This is a genomic window from Nocardiopsis aegyptia (assembly GCF_013410755.1).
GTDB classification, from domain to species: Bacteria; Actinomycetota; Actinomycetes; order Streptosporangiales; family Streptosporangiaceae; genus Nocardiopsis; species Nocardiopsis aegyptia.
The window spans coordinates 5,367,269-5,385,981 of record NZ_JACCFS010000001.1; the positions used below are offsets into that span (position 1 = coordinate 5,367,269).

The following is an 18,713-nucleotide window of genomic DNA, read 5'->3' on the forward strand; positions in this document are numbered from 1 at the left end:
CCGCAGCCGTGTACGCCGCGTCGAAGCAGACAGTTCCCATCTCCGGCTAAGGAGTTCATCACCCATGTCGTTCGCGCAGACCGTGCGCGGTGCGGCCGGCGCCGTCGCCCAAGGGGGCGATCCGCGCCAGGCCGTGACCGACGCGCTTCAACAGGCGGTACCCCAGGCTGCGTCCGAGGGAGGAGGTCTCGATCCGCGCGACTTCGTCGCCGCGCGCGAGCAGGGCAACTCCATCGGCACGCGGATCGAGCAGCGCACCACCTCGCTCAACAACGCGGGCGAGGCGCTCAACAGCAGTACGCACGAGCGGGGCCGCAGCGGACCGGTCCACGTGATCTGCCCCATGGTGATTCCGCGCGGTCGCACGTTCTTCACGATGCTGCCCGCCATCGCGCTCGTCGTGATCGGAGTCCTGGGCTCCTTCATCGTCCTGATCCCCGAGGTCATCGCCGGCGGCAACCCCCTCATCAACCCCTTCTTCGGTGTGCACTACTGGATCATCACCGCCGGTGTGGCCGCCTTCATGTGGTGGCGCCAGGGCATGGTGATGGTTCCGGAGGGCTGCGAGGCCATCGTCACCCGCTTCGGTAAGCGCGAGAACAACTTCGCGCCGGGCCGGGTCACGCTCTTCAACCCCTGGAAGCGCGTCTCCTACATCGTCAACACCACGCGCGAGTACCCCTTCAACGCGCCGATCCGCTCCGCCCCCACCAAGAGCGGCGTGCAGGCCTCCGTCGACCTGTTCGTGCAGTTCCGGATCACGGACGCGACGAGCTTCGTCTACACCCTCGGCGGCGTGCACGGCTTCCAGGAGAAGCTGAACAACGCCATCAGCGAGACGACCCGCAGCCTCATCTACGAGCAGGAGGCCTCGGCGATCTACGACATGGTCGGCGAGAGCACCCACGCCCTGCTGGACCAGCTGAACAAGCAGTTCGGCGGCATCGTGGAGCTGACCAACGCCAACATCACCCACGCCGAGCCCTCCAACCAGGAGTACCGGATGGACCTGGCGGCACCGGAGATGGTGCGCGTGGCCAAGGACGCCTACACCTTCGAGTACGAGCTCCAGCTGCGCAAGGAACAGAACGAGGGCGACCTCAACAAGGAGCTCGCCACCCTCAACGAGACGCTGTCGGCGATCCAGGCCGACATCGCCCAGTACCAGGCGCAGATGGACACCGCCCTGGAGCGCGAGACCAACAAGGCGCGCGCCTCCGCGCGCCAGCGGTTCGTGGAGGCCGAGTCCGAGGCCAACGCCAACGCCGCCCTCCTCCAGGCCCAGGCCCTGGACATCCGCGCGGTCAGCGCCGCCGAGGCACCCGAGATCCTCAACTACCGCTTCCGCGAGACCGTCCTGGAGAAGCTGGAGGGGGTCGCCGACAGCCTTCCGCAGGTCCTGCGGATCGGCTCCGGGGACGGCGCGAGCGTCGACTACCTGCGCATCGCCCAGGAGATCATCGGCCAGGCCGACACCGTCCTGTTCTCCGCGGAGGACATGGACGCCATCCGCTCCCGCCTCGGCGAGATCCGTGCCCGCATCGGCGAGCGCGAGGTGGAGATCAGCGCGCTGGTCGAGGACTCCGACACCCAGGCCAAGCGGCCCGGCAGCGAGGACCCGGGCGAGGACCTCGTGGAGGAGATCCGGCAGTCGGTCTCCGAGCAGGCCATCGACGAGCGCCTGTCCGAGGCGGCTCCCGAGGCCGCTCCCGAGACCGGCCACCCGCAGTCCCCGGGCGACACCACGCCGCCCGGCGGCTCCGCCCACCCTCACCAGGACCCGCCCCTGCCGCCGTGGTCGCAGCGCGGCCCCGAGGGTCCCGGCCCGATCCAGGGAGGTCAGTAGATGAGCCAGCCCGTGAACACCGGCGGCGGCTCCAGCATCAAGGAGTCCCTCGCGTCCTGGAGTGACCTGGCCGGGCTGCTGCGCGGCGGTGACCAGGGAGCGATCGTTCCCGTCGTCATCCCGCGCGACACCCGCGGACTGCGCTGGACCGTCCTGGTCTGGTTCGGCCTGTTCGCCCTCACCTCAGCGCTGATGATGACCATCAACTCCCTGACCTCGAGCAACGCGGCCATGGAGTTCAGTTACACCGTCCTGTCCATCCCCACGCTGATCGTGGGCCTGCTGAGCATCATCGTGGCCGGCCTGTGGTGGTGGCGCGGCTCGATCGTGGAGATCGAGGAGGGCACGCACGGCATCCTCACCAAGTACGGCGCCATCGTGAAGCCGATCGGCCCGGGCCGCCACTACCTGTGGCACCCGTGGTCGCGGGTGGACTTCGTGGTGGACACCCGCACGGAGATCCCCTACACCGCACCGGTCCTGGCGTGCCCCACGCGCGAGAACGTGCCGCTGAAGTCGATCGAGTTCTTCCTCAAGTTCCAGATCATCGACCCGATCCGCTTCGTGACGATCATCGGCGCGAGCAACTTCGACCTGGTGCTCTCCAGCGCCGTGCAGGACGCCATCCGCCAGCGCAGCCGCCAGGTGAACACCGAGTCCGCCTACGACCTGCGCGGGTCCAACGTCGAGGACATGCGCCGCCTGCTCAACACCATGCTGGAGAAGTACGGTGTGCGCATCACCGGCTGCAACATCCCCGACGTCCAGCTGCCCAACCAGTACCAGCAGCACCTGGCCACCCGGGAGCGGGTCGCCAAGGAGCTCGTCGCCTACGAGCAGGAGTGGGAGCTGACGCGCAAGCGCCGCATCGACACGCTGCTCATGGACATCGAGCGTTCCAAGAAGACCCGTGACGCGAAGATCGTCGAGGTCAACGCCTCCCTCAACAAGGCGCGCAAGGACGTCGCGCAGATGCTGGAGGAGCAGGAGACCGAGGCACAGCGGGTGCGCTACGAGATCGAGACGCGCGGTCGGGCCGACCTGGTCGCCGCGGAGAACGAGGCCAAGGCCCAGCAGCGCCTCGCCACGGCCTACCGCGACAACCGCGCGGTGCTGGAGTACGAGCTGGCGCGCCGCCGCCTGGACGTCGGCGCCACGCTGGCCGAGCACGCGCCGCGCCCGGTCGTGGTACAGACCGAGGAGGGCGCGGGCGACAGCTCGGCGCTGTCGACGCTGCTCACCGCCCAGCTGCTGCCGCAGATGATGAACGGCTCGGGCGGCTCCCGTGCGTCCCTGGTCTCGGGAGCGAACGCGCAGGAGGCCGTGGACTCGGTGCGCGGCTCGGTCGCGGCCGCGGCCGGACGCCAACAGGAGCTGGCGGAGGAGTACCAGCGCCAGCAGGGGTCCGCCATGCGCCAGCAGTTCGAGCGCGGTGAGGGATACGGCCAGAGCGGTCGTCGCTGATCCACCGCAGCGCCAAGGGCCCGCGACCGTTCACCGGTCGCGGGCCCTCGCGCGTGTTCCGCTGATACGTCCCCTGGCGTGGCGCGGCTCCCTCAGCCCGCGGGGGAGAGGGCCGCGTAGCCCGCTCCGATGTCGATCCCGTTCCGGGCCGCGATCTCCACCAGGTCCTGGATCTCGCCGACCTGGGCACTGGCCAGGTCGTCGTCGCCCACCGCGTGCGCCCGGCGCAGCGCGGTCAGCGAGTCGTGGATGCGCAGGTGGAGGGTGAGCATGAACTCCCGCATGGATCCGCTCCTCAGCATTGGCCTTCGGGAGGGACAGGGGGTCCCTCCGGGGGGATGGACACCAGGTCTACAGGTCCAAGGTGAGAGCAGTACGTGAACGACACAGCCTCCGGCAAAAGCCGCCCCAACGCACCCCCGGTCCGGGCCGCGTCCACACTCCGCAGCCGGTCCGGACGGCGTTCGCCGGCCGGCGGCCATGATGGGAGTCCCACCTTGAGGGAGTGCTGCCAGTGATCCTCACCTGTGACACCGCGTGCGACGAAGTGGATCTCACGGCGTCGGCCGAAGAGCTGAACCGTCTGGCGGATGCGGTGGCCAGCGGCGAAGGGCTGCTCGGCTCCACGGCGCCGGCCACTGGCGTCCTGGCAGGGATCGAGGTCAGGAAGACGTCCGGCCCCGGGGTCCTCCTCCACCTTGATTCCGAGCGGCAGATCCTCGTGATCAGCGGTGACGCCGCAGGGAGGGCGGTGCTCGCGGACAACGTGCGCGACATGGCCTCCGCCGAGGACGGAGGTCACCTCCACATCGACTACCACCCCGGGCACTTCTACCTCGTGGAAGGGTCCGTGCCGTTGGTGGTCAACAGTCCGCACGGAGGCATGCCGACCCGGTGAAGCGGGGGCCGCCGCGATCTAGTGGTCGACCCAGACGTACCAGTCGCCGCTCACGTGCTCGTAGACCTTCGAACCGTGCCCGGGCACGAACACGCCCTCGGGGAGCTCCTCGGGGCTGTGGGCCAGACCGGACTGGCTCAGCAGGCCGGCGCCGTCGATGGCGAAGTAGGAGATCTCCTCGCCCGTGCCCACGCTGCTCCCCACGCTGAGGAGCGGATACAGCCCCGTCCACTCGCCGTTGCGCGGGATGGTCGTGGGGTCCTCGACTTCACCGGCGAGCGCGAGCAGATCGTCGGCCGAGGCATCGACTCTGGCCTGGAGGGGGACGTCGGCGACGGACAGCCCCAGGGCCAGCGCCGCGATGATCGGGGCGGACACCCAGCGCAGCCAGTAGTAGCGGATCATCGGACGCGCGACGGCGAGCGCGATGCCCAGGCGGAGCGCGCCCATGCCCGCCAGGAGCAGTCCGGCGCCCACGCCGACCAGGAACGAGGGGAGGTGACCGCCCGGGACGCTGTCCTCGTAGAGCAGCACGAGTCCGGCCACCGTGCACGCGGGGATGTAGAGCCGGCCGGGAGGCCGGGAGGCCCAGCTGATCAGGCGCTGACCCGGCGTCGGCTTCTCCGCCATCGCGATCAGTTTGGCCACAGACCCCTCGGAGGCGGGATCGGAGGCAGCGGCGGACATGATGTTCCCCCCACCGAATCCATGTCGGGTGGACGCGGCCCGAGGGCACGCAGCGGGAGCGCGCAAGGGCCGGGTCAGAGTCGATACGGCCGACGAAGCGCGGCCTCACCGACAGGATAGAGCAGCGGCGGAGCGTGTTCGGGGCGGCGGGCGGAATCCGCGCGGTCCGTACCGGGAGCCGCCCCCGGGTTCCGGCGGGGCGGGGGAGCGGCCGACGGCACCCGAGGGGCCAGTACGAGGTAGTCCCACGACCACCGGCCCCCGCCCACCGCCATGAGCACGCACACGGCCGTGACCAGCGCGGTCGCCGCCCACGAGCCGAACGGCGCCGCCTCCTGGGTCCCGGCGGTGAGCGCTCCCACCACGGCGGCCGCGGCCAGCAGCGGCCCCGCCAACCACGTGAGCAGGCCCACGGCGAAGGAGATCGACAATGCCACGAGCACGGCCGGCAGGAGCGCGGCGGCCAGGGCGGCGGCGGGGACTCCCCACTCGGACAGGCGCTCGGCCACGAGCGGTCCGCGGCCGCGCAGCGCGAGCCCGTACTCGGCGAACATCGCGCCCACGCCCACGCGGGTGACGGTGGAGACCACGTCGTACAGGCGGCCCCGGATCATCCGGCGCACACCCGGTCCGGGCCGGGCGTACGGCGTGGAGCGCTGCATGTCCATTCCCTCCGGAAGGCCCGGCACTGCTGGTCCGACAAGCGGAAACTACCGAACGTGACGACGCAAGTACGATCGTCGCGCACGGTGAGTCGCGCAATGGTCTCCGGAATCCCGCGTGCGGGCCCACAGGGCGAGGTCGCGCCGCGGGCCTCCGGGCATCGTCGGCGATGGTGGGTGACGGGCGGGAGGGCTGCGCCGGAGGCGTCGGTTGAGGGTGGTAGCGCGTCCCTTCGCTCTGCGCCCCCACGGGCGATGGTGGGTGACGGGCGGGAGGGCTGCGCCGGAGGCGTCGGTTGAGGGTGGTAGCGCGTCCCTTCGCTCTGCGCCCCCACGGGCGATGGTGGGTGACGGGCGGGAGGGCTGCGCCGGAGGCGTCGGTTGAGGGTGGTAGCGCGTCCCTTCGCTCTGCGCCCCCACGGGCGATGGTGGGTGACGGGCGGGAGGGCTGCGCCGGAGGCGTCGGTTGAGGGTGGTAGCCCATCCCTCGCGTAGCTCCCAGTGGGCGATGGTGGGTGACGGGCGGGCTTAGGGTAGGAACGTGTCGACCTCCGCTGAACCCGCCGTCCCCGCCCCCACGTTCGAGGTGGAGGAGGAGCTGCGCGCCCACGGCGCCCGGCTGATCGCCGGAGTCGACGAGGTGGGGCGCGGAGCCTGGGCCGGACCCCTGCTCGTCTGCGCGGCCGTGGCGGGCGTCGGGTCCCCGCCGCCCGGACTCACCGACTCCAAGCGGCTCACCCCCAAGCGCCGCACGGACCTCGCCGAGCGGCTGCGCCCCTGGGTCGCCGACCACGGCTTCGGCTGGTCCGAACCGGCCGAGATCGACGAGGTCGGCATGACCGAGGCCCTGCGCCGGGCCGCGCACCGCGCCCTCGGGTCGCTCTCCACCCGCCCCGACGCCGTCATCCTCGACGGCAAGCACGACTTCATCGGCCGCCCCTGGAGGGTCCGCACCCAGGTCAAGGGCGATCTGACCTGCATCAGCGTCGCGGCCGCCGCGATCCTGGCCAAGGTGCACCGCGACGCACTCATGGCCGACCTGGCCGGCGACCACCCCGCCTACGGGTTCGAGAGCGGTGTCGGCTACCCCTCGCCCGTCCACCGGGCGGCCCTGGCCGAACACGGGCCCACCGCGCACCACCGGATGAGCTGGTCCTACCTCGACGACCTGCCCAAGTGGAGCCACCTGCGCAAGGCCCGCCCCGTTCCGGACGGCCAGCTGCCCCTGCTCTGAACCGGGCCCCGCGACCCGCCGCCGCCCGGAGCACCCGCCCGGGCGCTCCGACACGCCGCCCCGCACTGGACATCCGGCCCCACTGGGGGCAAAGCTGTGCCTGTGGACGTCGGCCCCCCGACGCCGTTCGGCCCCCGCCACCCCGCCACGGAGAGCCGACCGCCCACGAACCCCCACGCAGGAAGGGGCCATATGACCCGGGACACGCGCTCGGCAGCCGCCGCGGAACCGGGGCGCACCTCCGGACTCGACAGGATGCGCGCCCTGTACCACCGGGTGCCCCTGGCCCGACGCCTGGTGGCGGCACTGATCCTGTGCACCGTCGTCGCCGTCGTCACCGTGCTGCTGGGCGGCAGCGCCCTGGGGGCGGTCGCGGGCACGTTCATGCTGCTCATGGTCCTGGCCGCGCTGATGCGGTCGGTCGACGCCTTCGTCACCGTGCTGGTGTGCGTGGTCTGGCTGACGGTGACCGTGCCCCTCTTCCAGATCCCCCTCCCGGGCGAACCGGTCGTCCTGCTCCTGGTGCCGGTCCCCCTGCTCGTCGTGCTCGCGGCGTCCCGCGTCCGCGAGTTCCCCGCCTGGCACACCGCCGCGCTCGCCCTCACCGCCGGCCTGATCGCCGGGTTCTCCGTGGCCCTGCTCGGGATGGTCGTGGACCCGGTGTCCGCCTCCTGGGGCGTGGGAGTGCTCTACGCCGCCGCCGGCGCCTGCGTGCTGTGGCGGCTGGCCGCCTCCCGCCAGATCATCAAGGCCTCCGACGACCGGCGTACGGCCGACGCCCCCACCGCCCGCCGCGCCGCGCCGAACGCCGCCCGACCGGTCCGTGCCCGCACGGACGGGTCGCCCCGTCCCACCCGCGGCCGTGACGGCGGCGGCGCCGAGGACGGCGACCCGGTCCCCGTGGACCAGGCGCTGGCCGAACTGGAGGACATGATCGGCCTCGACCCGGTCAAGCAGCAGGTCCGCGGGATCGCCGCCTCCATCGAGGCCGCCCGGCTGCGCGCCGACGCCGGGTTCCCCGTCGAGCGGCCGCTGCGCCACCTGGTCTTCTCCGGGCCGCCCGGCACCGGCAAGACGAGCGTGGCGCGCACGCTCGCCACCATCTTCCACTCCTTCGGCCTGCTGCCCACCTCCCGGGTCGTGGAGGCCCAGCGCGCCGACCTGGTGGGGGAGTACCTGGGCGCGACCGCCATCAAGACCAACGAGCTGGTCGACCGGGCGCTGGGCGGCGTCCTGTTCATCGACGAGGCGTACTCGCTGGTCAACGAGGGCGATGGTCAGGCCGACCGGTTCGGCAACGAGGCCGTGCAGACCCTGCTCAAGCGCGCCGAGGACGACCGGGACCGGCTCGTCGTCGTGCTCGCGGGCTACGAGAAGGAGATGGACGCCTTCCTGTCCTCCAACCCCGGCCTGGCCTCACGGTTCGCCACGCGCATCACCTTCCCCAGCTACACCGCGGACGAACTGACCCGCATCGCGGAGTCACTGGTCGCCCAGCGCGGCGACGTCCTCGACCCCGAGGCCGCCCGGGCGCTCAGACACGGGTTCGACCAGGCGGTCCGGCGCGAGGCCGTCGACGACCTGGGCAACGGGCGCTACGCCCGGTCGGTCGTGGAGAAGGCCGCCCAGGCGCGCGACGTGCGCGTGGTCACCGCGGGCGTGGACGGCGACGCGCCCGCGGCGCGCCCCGAGGCCGAGGACCTCATCACCGTGCGGGCCGCCGACGTCACCAGCGCCCACGCCGAGCTCACCGCGCGGCTGCCGGGGTTCGGGGAGACACCGGGCATCGAGGAGGCCCTCGCCGAACTCGACGCCATGATCGGACTGGAACCGGTCAAGGAGCAGGTCCGCTCCATCGTCGCCCAGCTGCGGGTGGCCAAGCTCCGCGAGGAGCAGGGACTGCGCAACCAGGCGCCCATGCGCCACTTCGTCTTCACCGGACCGCCGGGCACCGGCAAGACCACGGTGGCCCGCGTCCTGGGCCGCGTCTTCTCCGCGCTCGGCCTGCTCGGCCGGGCCGAGGTGGTGGAGGCCCAGCGCGCGGACCTGGTGGGCGAGCACCTGGGCGCGACCGCGCTGAAGACCAACCGGCTGGTCGACCGCGCCCTGGGCGGGGTGCTGTTCGTGGACGAGGCCTACTCCCTGGTCAACCCCGGTTACAGCGGCGGCGACGCGTTCGGGGCGGAGGCCATCCAGACGCTGCTCAAACGGGCCGAGGACGACCGGTCGCGGCTCGTGGTCGTCCTCGCCGGGTACCCGGCCGAGATGGAGCGGTTCCTGGCCTCCAACGCCGGACTGTCGTCGCGGTTCAACGTGCGCGTGCGCTTCCCCTCCTACACCCCGGACGAGCTGACCGAGATCGCCGAGGCGGTCGCGGCGGGCACCGGCGACGCCTTCGACGACACGGCCAGGGAGGACCTGCGCAGCATCTTCGCGCACGTGTGTGCCGAGGGGTGGATCGACGAGCTGGGCAACGGGCGCTTCGCCAGGTCGCTGTTCGAGAAGGCCGGCTCCCACCGCGACCTGCGGGTCTCCCAGGACCTCGGCGCGTCGGCGACCGCGGCGGACCTGACCGTCGTCACCAGCGCGGACGTGCGGCTGGCCTACGCCGACGCCACCCAGAGCAGCTGAACCGCCCGCGTCGCCCACGGCCTTCCCGGGGGCGCCGCGTGAGGGGGACGGTCGTCGAGGCGGACGGCGTCCGGACCCGGCCCGGGGGAGTGCGGACACCACCCGGACAGGCGGGGTGAACACCCTGGGGGTACCGGTGAACCGACTGCTAGGGTCCCGACTATGACCGCTTCATCCTCATCATCCGAGTCCCCCGTCACCCAGGCGCTCATCCTCGCCGGAGGACAGGCCACCCGGCTGCGGCCCTACACCGACACCCGCCCCAAGGCGATGGTGGAGGTGGCCGGACGGCCCATCATCGACTACCAGCTCGAGTGGTTGACCGAACACGGCGTCGAGCAGGTCGTCGTGTCCTGCGGCTACAAGGCCGAGGTCCTGCGCGAGCACCTCGACGCCCGGAGCGGCGGACCCGAGATCACCCTCCTCGTGGAGGACGAGCCACTGGGCCGCGGCGGTGCCCTGCGCTACGCCTCCAGCGGTCTGCGCGACCAGGACGCGCCCTACTTCGCACTCAACGGCGACGTGCTCACGTGGTTCCCGCTGGACGAGTTCACCGCCCACCACCGTGACCGCGGCGGCGCCGCGACCCTGGCGCTCGCCCAGTTCCGCACCACCTGGGGCATCGTGGACGTGGACGACCAGGACCGGATCGAGGGCTTCACGCAGAGCCCGCTGCTGCCCGTGTGGATCAACGCCGGGGTCTACCTGTTCGAGCCGGAGATCACCCCGCTGCTGCCGACCAAGGGCGACCACGAGTCCTCCACCTTCCCCGACCTGGCCAAGGAGGGGCGCCTGACCGCCTACCGGATCGACGGTTTCTGGCGGGGCGTGGACACGGCCAAGGACGTCAAGGAGGCGGGGGCGGAGATCACCGCCATGCGCGACGCCGGGTGACCACGGGTCCTCCCATGGTCGGACACGCCCTGGTCGGACCCGGGGCGGGTCGGTATCGTCACGGACGTGACAAGTGACGGTTTCATCCTCCCCAGCGCCCCCAACTTCCGTGATCTCGGCGGTCTCCGATCCGGCTCCGGCCGGCCCGTCCGCCACGGCATGCTCTACCGTTCCGACGCCCTGCACTCGGTGAGCACGGAGGACCTCTCCGTCTACCACGGCCTGGGCATCCGCCAGCTCGTCGACCTGCGCACGCCCGTCGAACGGGAGCGGCTCCCCGACATCGTCCCGGACGGCGCCGAGTACGCCGTGGTCGCGGTCCAGGGCCAGGAGGCCGCCGGCGCCAACTTCACCGACACCCTCGCCGACCCCGAGGCGGCCCGCGCGATGTTCGCGGACGGCGCCGCCGAGCGGTTCATGTACGCCGTCTACCGGGAGTTGGTGGCCGACGAGGAGGCCCTGGCCGGTTACCGCGAGCTCGTCGAGCGCGCCGCGACGGGACCCAGTGCCCTGGTCTTCCACTGCAGCGCGGGCAAGGACCGCACAGGATGGGGCGCCGCGATCATCCTGAGCCTGCTGGGCGTGGACCGCGCCGACATCCTGGCCGACTACCTGGCCAGCAACGAACGCCAGGCCAACACCGACGCGTGGATGCGGCGGCTCTCCGTGGGCAGCGGCCTGGCCTGGGACGACGTCGCGCCGATGACCCGGGTCCGGGCCGAGTACCTGGAGACGGCCTTCGGCCACGTGGACGAGATGTTCGGTTCCTTCGACCAGTACGTCGCCGACGGCCTTAAGGTCTCCGAGAGCGTGGTGGAAAGGCTGCGCGACCGGTTGGTGTGAGGCAGTGTTTCTTTGGGGCCTCCGCTCGTGCCCACGCCGTCGCCCGCCACCACCCTCAACGGACACCTGCGGCGCAGTCCTTCTAGCTTTGGCCCGTGCTCGTGCGCCCGGAAGACGCGCCCTTCGGTCCTTCCGGTGCGCTCCCTCGTTCCTCGGGAGTGCACCTCCAGGCCCTCCAGGACGCGTCGGCGCCCTCCTGTGTTTTTTGGGGCCTCCGCTCGTTCCTCGCTTTGGCCCGTGCTCGGGGCGCTGGGAGGCCAGTGTTCTTCGTCGTCGACTTGCCTTGCTCGCAAGCTCGCTGCGGCCCCGTCTCCTCCTGCAGAACACTGGCGCGCCCTTCGCGACACCCCCAGTGGTCCCCAAAGCTGAACGGCCTACCTCTCACCCCCTGGGGTGGGGGTAGGCCGCTTTCGTGCAGCTTCGATCCCCTGGGCGCCCCGATAGCTGGACGGCCACCTCTCACCCCCTGGGTCCCGTGGGGTCGCATCTGGGCCTTCGGTCGCTTGTGGTGGGGGTACCCGACCCGTGTGGCCGACGTTGGGCGGGTGGGCGGGCCGGTCTCAGTCCAGTCCTGGGGTCCCGTGGGGTCGCTTCTGGGCCTTGGATCCTTCGCGGTGCGGGGACCCGACCCGTACGGCCGTCCCTAGGCGGGTGGGGCGGCGGATCTCAGCCCAGCCCCTCGGGTGCCGTCGGGGCGCATCTGGGCCTTCGACTCCTCGCAGTGCGGGTGCTCGACCTGTGCGGTCGTCCTCGGGCGGGTGGGCTGGCCGGTGTGCGTCCAACCCCTCGGATCCCGGGGATCAGAGGAGGTCGAGGCGGCGGCGGAGGTCGGGTTCGTCGCGGGCGGCGCCGAGGACCTCGCCCAGGGCGGCGAGCACGGTGGTCCGGTCCACGCCGCGGTCCAGCATGCGGCGGGCCGCGGCCCACAGGTTGGCGGGCCGCCCCGTCCACAGGCGCTCGGCCAGGCGCTCGTGGCGGTCGAGTTCGCGCTCGCGCTCGGGGTCGTCCACGGTGACCGGCCGGTACCACCGGTCCTGGCCGGAGGAGTGGCGGCCGCTGTGCGGCGTGGCGGCCTCGTACTCGCCGTAGTGGTCCAGCCGCAGCAGCGCCCGGCGTCCGCACGGGGTGGCCGGGTCGAACTCCTCCGGCGCCCACAGCACGAGTTCGCTGGCCAGGAGGGGGAAGGCGAACATCCGCCGCGCGAGCGCGGAGAAGTCGCCGTCCGGCAGCAGGCGTCGGATCGCCTCCTGGCGCAGGCCCAGAGGGCGCGCCGGGTCGCGGTAGGTGCGGGTGAAGGCCGAGGTCGCCTCCCACAGCGCGTCGAGGGTGGCGCCCACTGCCACCTCGGGCAGCCTCGACCTGGCGCCGGCCCAACGGATCCAGGCGGCCAGTACGTGGGGCATCGCCTCCTGCTCCTCGGTGAGGAGCACCACCCGGCCGGGCAGCCAGTGCAGCAGGAACGACTCGACCTTGCGCGGGCTGATCCGCATCGGCCGGCCCCCGTCGACGTCGCAGCCGTGCGCGATGATGTGGTCCACGCAGCGGCTCGCGGCGTAGGAGTCGGAGAGCTCGGCGGCCTCGTCCGAGGCCAGGAAGCGTGCGGCGAGCACCGCTCTGCGGTCGCGCCGCCAGACGGGGACGGGCGCCGCGCACACGCCCTCGGGCGGCTCGGGCAGTGCCTGGATGCGGGAGGCGGCCAGCGCGAAGTGCGTGGCCAGCGAGCCGGCGGCGAGGTCGGCGGGAGTGAGGCCGACCGGTTCCACGGCCGGGCCGCCGGGGTCGGCGGAGGCACCCGCCACCACACGCGACGTGCGGTCCAGTGCCCGCATCAGCCGTGCGCGGGCCTCGGTGAGCTCCAGCTGCTCGAACCGGGCGTACTCGTCCACCTGGGCCCGCTCCCGGCACTGGGCCAGGAGCTGGTCGACCTTGGTCGTCACCCAGGCGTCGCGCAGGACGCCGCCGCCGTTGTGGTCCACCACGAGGATCAGCGCGTGCTCGGGCGGCACCGCGCCCGCGTGGTCGGGCGCGTCCCGGCTGAACACGCAGACCACGTCGTCGGTGTCACCGAACTGGTCACCGTTGACGTAGGCGGCCACCGGCGTGACCGCGCCGAGCTGGTCGGCCCACGCGGGCATCTGCAGCCCCTGCTCCTTGAGCGCGATCATCCCCTGCTCGGCGAGCTCGCGCTGCTCGACGGAGGTGCCCAGGGCGGTCACCGCGGCCAGGACCGCCAGGCCGGCGGGCCGCCCCGAGGCGGTCGCGTGGGTGATGAGCCCCTCGCCGAGCAGCCGCTCGACGTCCACCCCCGGCAGGCGCTCGCCCCACCAGGCCCCGAGCATCTCGCTGAAGGCCAGTTCGGCGTCGAGCGGGTGCCGCATGGCCAGGAGCGCCCGGGCCGCGCGCAGCATCTCGTCGAAGACCGCGTCGGGGACCGGCGGGGGACCTGAGGGTGTGGGTGGTGTAGGGGAGGGCACCACCCGAGCGTATGACAGCCGGGGCCTTGGCCGATCCCGCCTGTGGACGACGGCGCGCCCGCGGCGGCCCCCGGCGTCAGGGACGCGGTCCGGGCCGGGGCGGGGGGACCGCCCGGTGGCCGGTGATGAGCGTGCCCGCGCGTCGCGGCGGCCGTCGTGCCTGGTGCGAGGGCGGAACCGAGTTCACCAGCGCCTCCAGGTGTTCGCGGGCCACGCGTTCGACCAGGTCCGGGGTGACCGTGATCCCCAGATGCTCGATGCAGTTCCACGTGTCGCTGACACAGCGCTCGACGCGTCGGCGGGGCAGCCCGCTGAACTCGTCGTGGAGCCGTGCCGAGATCTTCGGCAGATCCTGGACAGGGAAGGTCTGGAGCATTCGCGCTCACACCCCTAGTTGATGGTGGCCGGACGGTGACCTTCACCCATTCCACTTGTTCTGGACTGACTGTCAACCCCTCTTCCGGCGCGCGGTGGATAAAACCTGAGGGGGACGCCGTTTACCCACCCCCCACTGTTACCGCAGGTCAACACGGAGAAAAAGGGCATGTCGGACATCTAACGGCCCGAAGGTACGCGAGAGTCGCCAAACGACGCAGGGACGACCAACGCCCGCAATTCCACGAAAACGTGTCCGTGGAACCACCGCGTGACTGTTCCCGGGGCGCCTTGTGGCCTACCATTTACCTTCCACGTCCACGGGCGGCCCTCGCCACGGCCGCAGCCCCGCGCAGCGGGTGTGTCCTATGCTTGAGCCGTGACAGTGGCCGAGAGGAGTCATGGAGTGTGACTCCCGAGGGCTCTGGAGTCCCCCGACCGCAATCGGCGCCATGGACGGATGAGTGCCACGGGCGGACAGGGCCCGTCAACGTCAGACGTACGGTCCAGGCAACAGCCCCAACGAAACACGGGTGGGGAATCCGAGGGTCCCGGAGGTGTCGAGCAGTTGAGCGCCGAGACGTCCATTCCGCCACCCCGGGTCAGCGGGGCGGAACTACCCGACGCGGTGAAATCCCTTCTCACCGACGCGCCGATCGGGTTCGCCCTGATCGGCCCGGACGACGCGTTCGGCACCATCAACCAGCGGCTCGCCGACCTCGTCGGCCTCACCCCCGCCCAGTGCCTGGGCCGGCGCCCCGATGACCTGGCCGGCACGTCCGGCTCCGCCGTCGGCGCCGCCCTCCTGCGCACCGGGCCGGCCGCGGCCCGCGAGCACGGCCGCTCCGTGCGCGAACGCCACCGCACCCCGGACGGCGAGGTCTGGGACCTGACCTGGTTCCCCGTCACCTCCCCGGACACCGGCGACGTGCATGTCGCCCTCATCGCCGCCCGCGACCACGAGGGCGGCGCCACCCGCCGCGAGGAGGAGCGCCTGCGCGCCCTCCTGCAGGCGGGCAACCAGATCGTGTGGACCGCCGGGGCGACCGGCGAGGTCCACGAGGACTCACCGCAGTGGCGGGCCATCACCGGCCAGGACCTGGAGTCCTACCTCGGCCGCGGCTGGCTGCAGGCCCTGCACCCCGACGACCGGGAACGCGTCGAGATCGCCTGGGGCGACGCCGTCCTGGACGCCACGCCCTTCGACGCCCTCTTCCGCGTCCGCACGCGGTCGGGCGGCTACACGCACTACCGGGCGCGCGCCAACCCGGTCAGCGACGGCGTCCGCACCACCGAGTGGATCGGCACGCTGGTGGACATCACCACCGAGCGCGAGGCCGACGAACTCCGCCAGCGCCTCAACCACCAGCTCAGCGAGGCGGCCATGCGCACCGCCCGGCTGCAGCAGGCCACCTCCGACCTCGCCGAGGCCCTCACCGTCGCCCACGTCGTCGACGCCATGTCGGACATCGGCCGGTCCGGCGTGGGCGCCGACCACACGTCCGTGGTCCTGCTGGACCGCGACCGCCTCCGGCTGCGCACCATCGCCGCCGAGCACGCCCACGACCTGCCCCGGCACACGTTCCCCCTGGACCACCCCGACGTCGCGGCCAGGGCCGTGGCCGACCGCGCGCCGCGGATCGCGTCCGGCCCCGCCGAGCTCTCCGCCCTGTTCGACGACGCCCCCGAGGTCGCCGAACTCCTGGACACCACCCCCGAGCGCTCCTGGGTGGCCCTGCCGATGATGGTGGCGGGCCGGCCCATCGGCGCCCTGCGCTTCGCCTTCACCGGACCGCGCGAGATCACCGACGAGGAGCGCGTCTTCCTGGAGGCCCTGGCCGGCCAGTGCGCCCTGGCCATCGGCCGGGCCACGCTCTACGAGCGCGAGCACAGCACCGCCGAGGAACTCCAGCACAGCCTCCTGCCCGAGGACCTGCCCCAGGTCAGCGGGGTGCGCCTGGCCGCCTACTACCGGTCCGGCTCCCAGCACGTGCAGGTGGGCGGCGACTGGTACGACGCCTTCCCGCTGCCCGACGGCCGTGTGGCGGGCGTCCTGGGCGACGTCATGGGCAAGGGCATCCCCGCGGCCGCCGGGATGAGCCGGATCCGCAACGCGCTGCGCGCCCTGGCCTACTCCATGCCCGAGCCGGCCGACGTTCTCACCGGGCTGGACCGCATGTTCAGCGCCACCGAGGGTATGGACCAGGTCACCACGCTCGTCTACTTCGTGCTCGACCCGGTCACGGGCCAGCTCGACCTGAGCAACGCGGGCCACCTCCCGCCGCTGGTCGTGGCCGGTGGCGCGCGGCCGTCCCTGCTGGACAGCGAGCCCGACACACCCTTGGGGGTCACCTCGGAACGAGGTCACCACAAATTCTTCGTCCAACCCGGTAACACCGTCGCCCTGTACTCCGATGGACTGGTTGAGAACCGTAAACGGTCCGTCGCCTCGGGGCTGGACGAGCTGGTCGATGTGGCCTCGTCGGCACCGCCGGAGGTGGTGGGCGATCCACAGCTCATGCTGGAGTACCTTGTTGAGAGCATGCTCGAAGGGTATGAGCAGGACGACGACGTCACTCTGCTCGCTGTTCAGCTACCGGTGATCGATTCCGCGTCGGAGCGGTAGACCGTACGAACAAGTCCATTGCCTTGCCTACAGTGAAGAAGTCGTTCCTCCCCGCGCTGCGGGGATGAGCCCAGCGCATACGCTTGGTAGACAAACGGCTTCCCCGCCCCAGTGGGGACGATCCCAGGCCGCAGGTGGGAGAGGGTGTCGTGCCCGGTCCCGGCCAGGCGGACCACCGGGTCCGACAATCTCGCCACACGTCCGTTCGAGAGGTGTTTGTGTCATCTGCCAGTTCGACTCGCTCGAAGCAGTCCGAGTCACTGCAAGAGCCCGTCATTCAGCAGCTGATCGAGCGTGGGCGGTCCCAGGGCTTTCTTGAGCCCGAGGACGTGCGCCGTGCCTTCGAGGAGGCCGAAATCCCGATGTCGCAGGCGCAGTCCGTGCTCCGCAGCCTCGCGAAGGAGGGCGTGACCGTGCTCGTCCCCGAGTCGGCGTCCTCGCGGCGCAAGGCTCCGCGGCGCAAGACGGCGGCCACGCGGTCCACCTCGACCAAGTCCACCGCGGACGCCGCGGCCCCGCGGGCCGCCAAGCCCGTGCGCGCCGCCGCCGCCCAGGAGCAGCCCAAGACGGTCACCGCCGTCGTCGACTCCGCCGAGGACTCCGAGGAGTCGAAGGCGGCCAGGAAGGCGGCACCCGCGAAGAAGGCGGCGCCGAAGAAGGCCGCCGCCAAGAAGCCCGCCGCGGCCAAGGCCCCCGCCAAGAAGACCGCCGCCACCAAGAAGTCGGCCAAGAAGGACCTCGAGCTCGCCCCCACCGGTGAGATGGCCGAGGAGCCGCTGGACGACGACCTCGAGCACACCGGTGCCGAGCTCGAACTGGTCGAGGACACCGGCGACACCTCCGACAAGGACGCGGTCAAGCCGGCCAAGCCGGAGGCCGTCGGCGCACCCGCCAAGTCCGACAAGAACGACGACTCCTTCGTCCTGTACGAGGATGACGACGACGCGCCCGCCGCACAGGTGGTCGCGGCCGGCGCCACCGCGGACCCGGTCAAGGACTACCTGAAGCAGATCGGCAAGGTTCCGCTCCTCAACGCCGAGCAGGAGGTCGAGCTCGCCAAGCGCATCGAGGCCGGCCTGTTCGCCGAGGAGAAGCTCGCCGAGGAGTCCGAGCTGCTCACCTTCGAGCTGCGTGACGAGCTGGAGTGGATCGCCGAGGACGGCGGCCGCGCCAAGAAGCACCTGCTCGAGGCGAACCTGCGCCTGGTCGTGTCCCTGGCCAAGCGCTACACCGGTCGCGGCATGCTCTTCCTGGACCTGATCCAGGAGGGCAACCTGGGTCTGATCCGCGCCGTCGAGAAGTTCGACTACACCAAGGGCTTCAAGTTCTCGACCTACGCCACCTGGTGGATCCGTCAGGCGATCACCCGCGCCATGGCCGACCAGGCGCGCACCATCCGTATCCCGGTGCACATGGTGGAGGTCATCAACAAGCTGGCCCGCGTGCAGCGCCAGATGCTCCAGGACCTGGGCCGCGAGCCCACCCCGGAGGAGCTGGCCAAGGAACTCGACATGACCCCGGAGAAGGTCGTCGAGGTGCAGAAGTACGGCCGCGAGCCGATCTCCCTGCACACTCCGCTGGGCGAGGACGGCGACAGCGAGTTCGGTGACCTCATCGAGGACTCCGAGGCGATCCAGCCGGGCGAGGCGGTCAGCTTCACGCTGCTGCAGGAGCAGCTGCACTCGGTGCTGGACACCCTGTCCGAGCGCGAGGCCGGCGTCGTGTCCATGCGCTTCGGTCTCACCGACGGCCAGCCGAAGACTTTAGACGAGATCGGCAAGGTCTACGGGGTCACCCGTGAGCGCATCCGGCAGATCGAGAGCAAGACGATGTCGAAGCTCCGTCACCCGTCGCGTTCGCAGGTGCTCCGCGACTACCTGGACTAGGTCAGGCCAGGTGGTTCACGACCCACGATGACCTCTTCCGTTGGGCCGCTCCGATCGCTCGGGGCGGCCCAACGGCGTCCGGTGCCCCCATGGGCTCACGAGTGTGGCGACGCCCGCGTGTCCCTCGCCCAGGTGGCATGTCCCCGCGTGTACCAGGGATTCCCTGTCGTCCATCCGACACGGCCATGCTGCC

14 protein-coding genes are annotated in these 18,713 nt (G+C 71.6%); 9 read left to right on the top strand and 5 right to left on the bottom strand.

The genetic code is table 11. From position 1 onward, the window contains the following. Positions 1 to 64: 64 nt before the first annotated feature. The gene (locus tag HNR10_RS23955) at positions 65 to 1,846 is read left to right on the top strand and encodes an SPFH domain-containing protein (protein WP_179827230.1); all 1,782 of its coding nucleotides are present in this window, start codon (positions 65 to 67) and stop codon (positions 1,844 to 1,846) included. Continuing rightward, positions 1,847 to 3,310: an SPFH domain-containing protein gene (locus tag HNR10_RS23960; protein ID WP_179827232.1), complete on the top strand. Its 1,464-nt coding sequence runs from the start codon at positions 1,847 to 1,849 to the stop codon at positions 3,308 to 3,310. Positions 3,311 to 3,402: 92 nt separating this feature from the next. Here HNR10_RS23960 and HNR10_RS23965 read toward each other — a convergent pair whose 3' ends face one another. Further along, positions 3,403 to 3,594, bottom strand: a complete 192-nt coding sequence (locus HNR10_RS23965) for a hypothetical protein (RefSeq protein ID WP_179827233.1) — start codon at positions 3,592 to 3,594, stop codon at positions 3,403 to 3,405. A 221-nt stretch (positions 3,595 to 3,815) separates the two neighbouring features. On the opposite strand from HNR10_RS23965, the gene HNR10_RS23970 reads away from it, so the two are divergent. Continuing rightward, positions 3,816 to 4,208 (top strand): Imm32 family immunity protein, encoded by a 393-nt coding sequence (locus tag HNR10_RS23970; RefSeq protein WP_312889402.1) that lies wholly within the window; start codon positions 3,816 to 3,818, stop codon positions 4,206 to 4,208. 18 nt (positions 4,209 to 4,226) lie between these two features. Here HNR10_RS23970 and HNR10_RS23975 read toward each other — a convergent pair whose 3' ends face one another. Continuing rightward, entirely contained in the window at positions 4,227 to 4,895 is a 669-nt protein-coding gene (locus tag HNR10_RS23975) for a hypothetical protein (protein WP_179827235.1), read from the bottom strand. 74 nt (positions 4,896 to 4,969) lie between these two features. After that, positions 4,970 to 5,557 carry a DoxX family protein gene (locus HNR10_RS23980; protein WP_179827237.1) on the bottom strand — a complete coding sequence of 196 codons (588 nt, stop codon included), beginning with the start codon at positions 5,555 to 5,557 and terminating at the stop codon, positions 4,970 to 4,972. Positions 5,558 to 6,098: 541 nt separating this feature from the next. Between HNR10_RS23980 and HNR10_RS23985 the strand changes: the two genes are divergently transcribed. From HNR10_RS23985 to HNR10_RS24000, 4 genes are all read left to right on the top strand, one after another. Beyond that, complete coding sequence (locus HNR10_RS23985) at positions 6,099 to 6,791, top strand: ribonuclease HII (RefSeq protein WP_179827239.1); 693 nt, start codon at positions 6,099 to 6,101, stop codon at positions 6,789 to 6,791. 192 nt (positions 6,792 to 6,983) lie between these two features. Then, positions 6,984 to 9,422 carry an AAA family ATPase gene (locus HNR10_RS23990; protein ID WP_179827241.1) on the top strand — a complete coding sequence of 813 codons (2,439 nt, stop codon included), beginning with the start codon at positions 6,984 to 6,986 and terminating at the stop codon, positions 9,420 to 9,422. Between the two features lie 162 nt (positions 9,423 to 9,584). After that, positions 9,585 to 10,316, top strand: a complete 732-nt coding sequence (locus tag HNR10_RS23995; RefSeq protein WP_179827243.1) for a nucleotidyltransferase family protein — start codon at positions 9,585 to 9,587, stop codon at positions 10,314 to 10,316. Positions 10,317 to 10,382: 66 nt separating this feature from the next. Continuing rightward, a complete protein-coding gene (locus HNR10_RS24000; RefSeq protein ID WP_179827246.1) occupies positions 10,383 to 11,159 on the top strand; it encodes a tyrosine-protein phosphatase in 777 nt (258 codons plus the stop codon). A gap of 800 nt (positions 11,160 to 11,959) precedes the next feature. Here the strand turns inward: HNR10_RS24000 and HNR10_RS24005 are convergent. Together HNR10_RS24005 and HNR10_RS24010 are read right to left on the bottom strand one after the other, a co-directional pair. Further along, a complete protein-coding gene (locus tag HNR10_RS24005; RefSeq protein WP_179829929.1) occupies positions 11,960 to 13,567 on the bottom strand; it encodes a hypothetical protein in 1,608 nt (535 codons plus the stop codon). A 142-nt stretch (positions 13,568 to 13,709) separates the two neighbouring features. Continuing rightward, complete coding sequence (locus HNR10_RS24010; protein ID WP_179827247.1) at positions 13,710 to 14,009, bottom strand: hypothetical protein; 300 nt, start codon at positions 14,007 to 14,009, stop codon at positions 13,710 to 13,712. 567 nt (positions 14,010 to 14,576) lie between these two features. Between HNR10_RS24010 and HNR10_RS24015 the strand changes: the two genes are divergently transcribed. Continuing rightward, positions 14,577 to 16,634 (top strand): SpoIIE family protein phosphatase, encoded by a 2,058-nt coding sequence (locus tag HNR10_RS24015; protein ID WP_179827248.1) that lies wholly within the window; start codon positions 14,577 to 14,579, stop codon positions 16,632 to 16,634. A gap of 218 nt (positions 16,635 to 16,852) precedes the next feature. Then, a complete protein-coding gene (locus HNR10_RS24020; protein WP_179827249.1) occupies positions 16,853 to 18,520 on the top strand; it encodes an RNA polymerase sigma factor in 1,668 nt (555 codons plus the stop codon). Positions 18,521 to 18,713 lie beyond the last annotated feature (193 nt).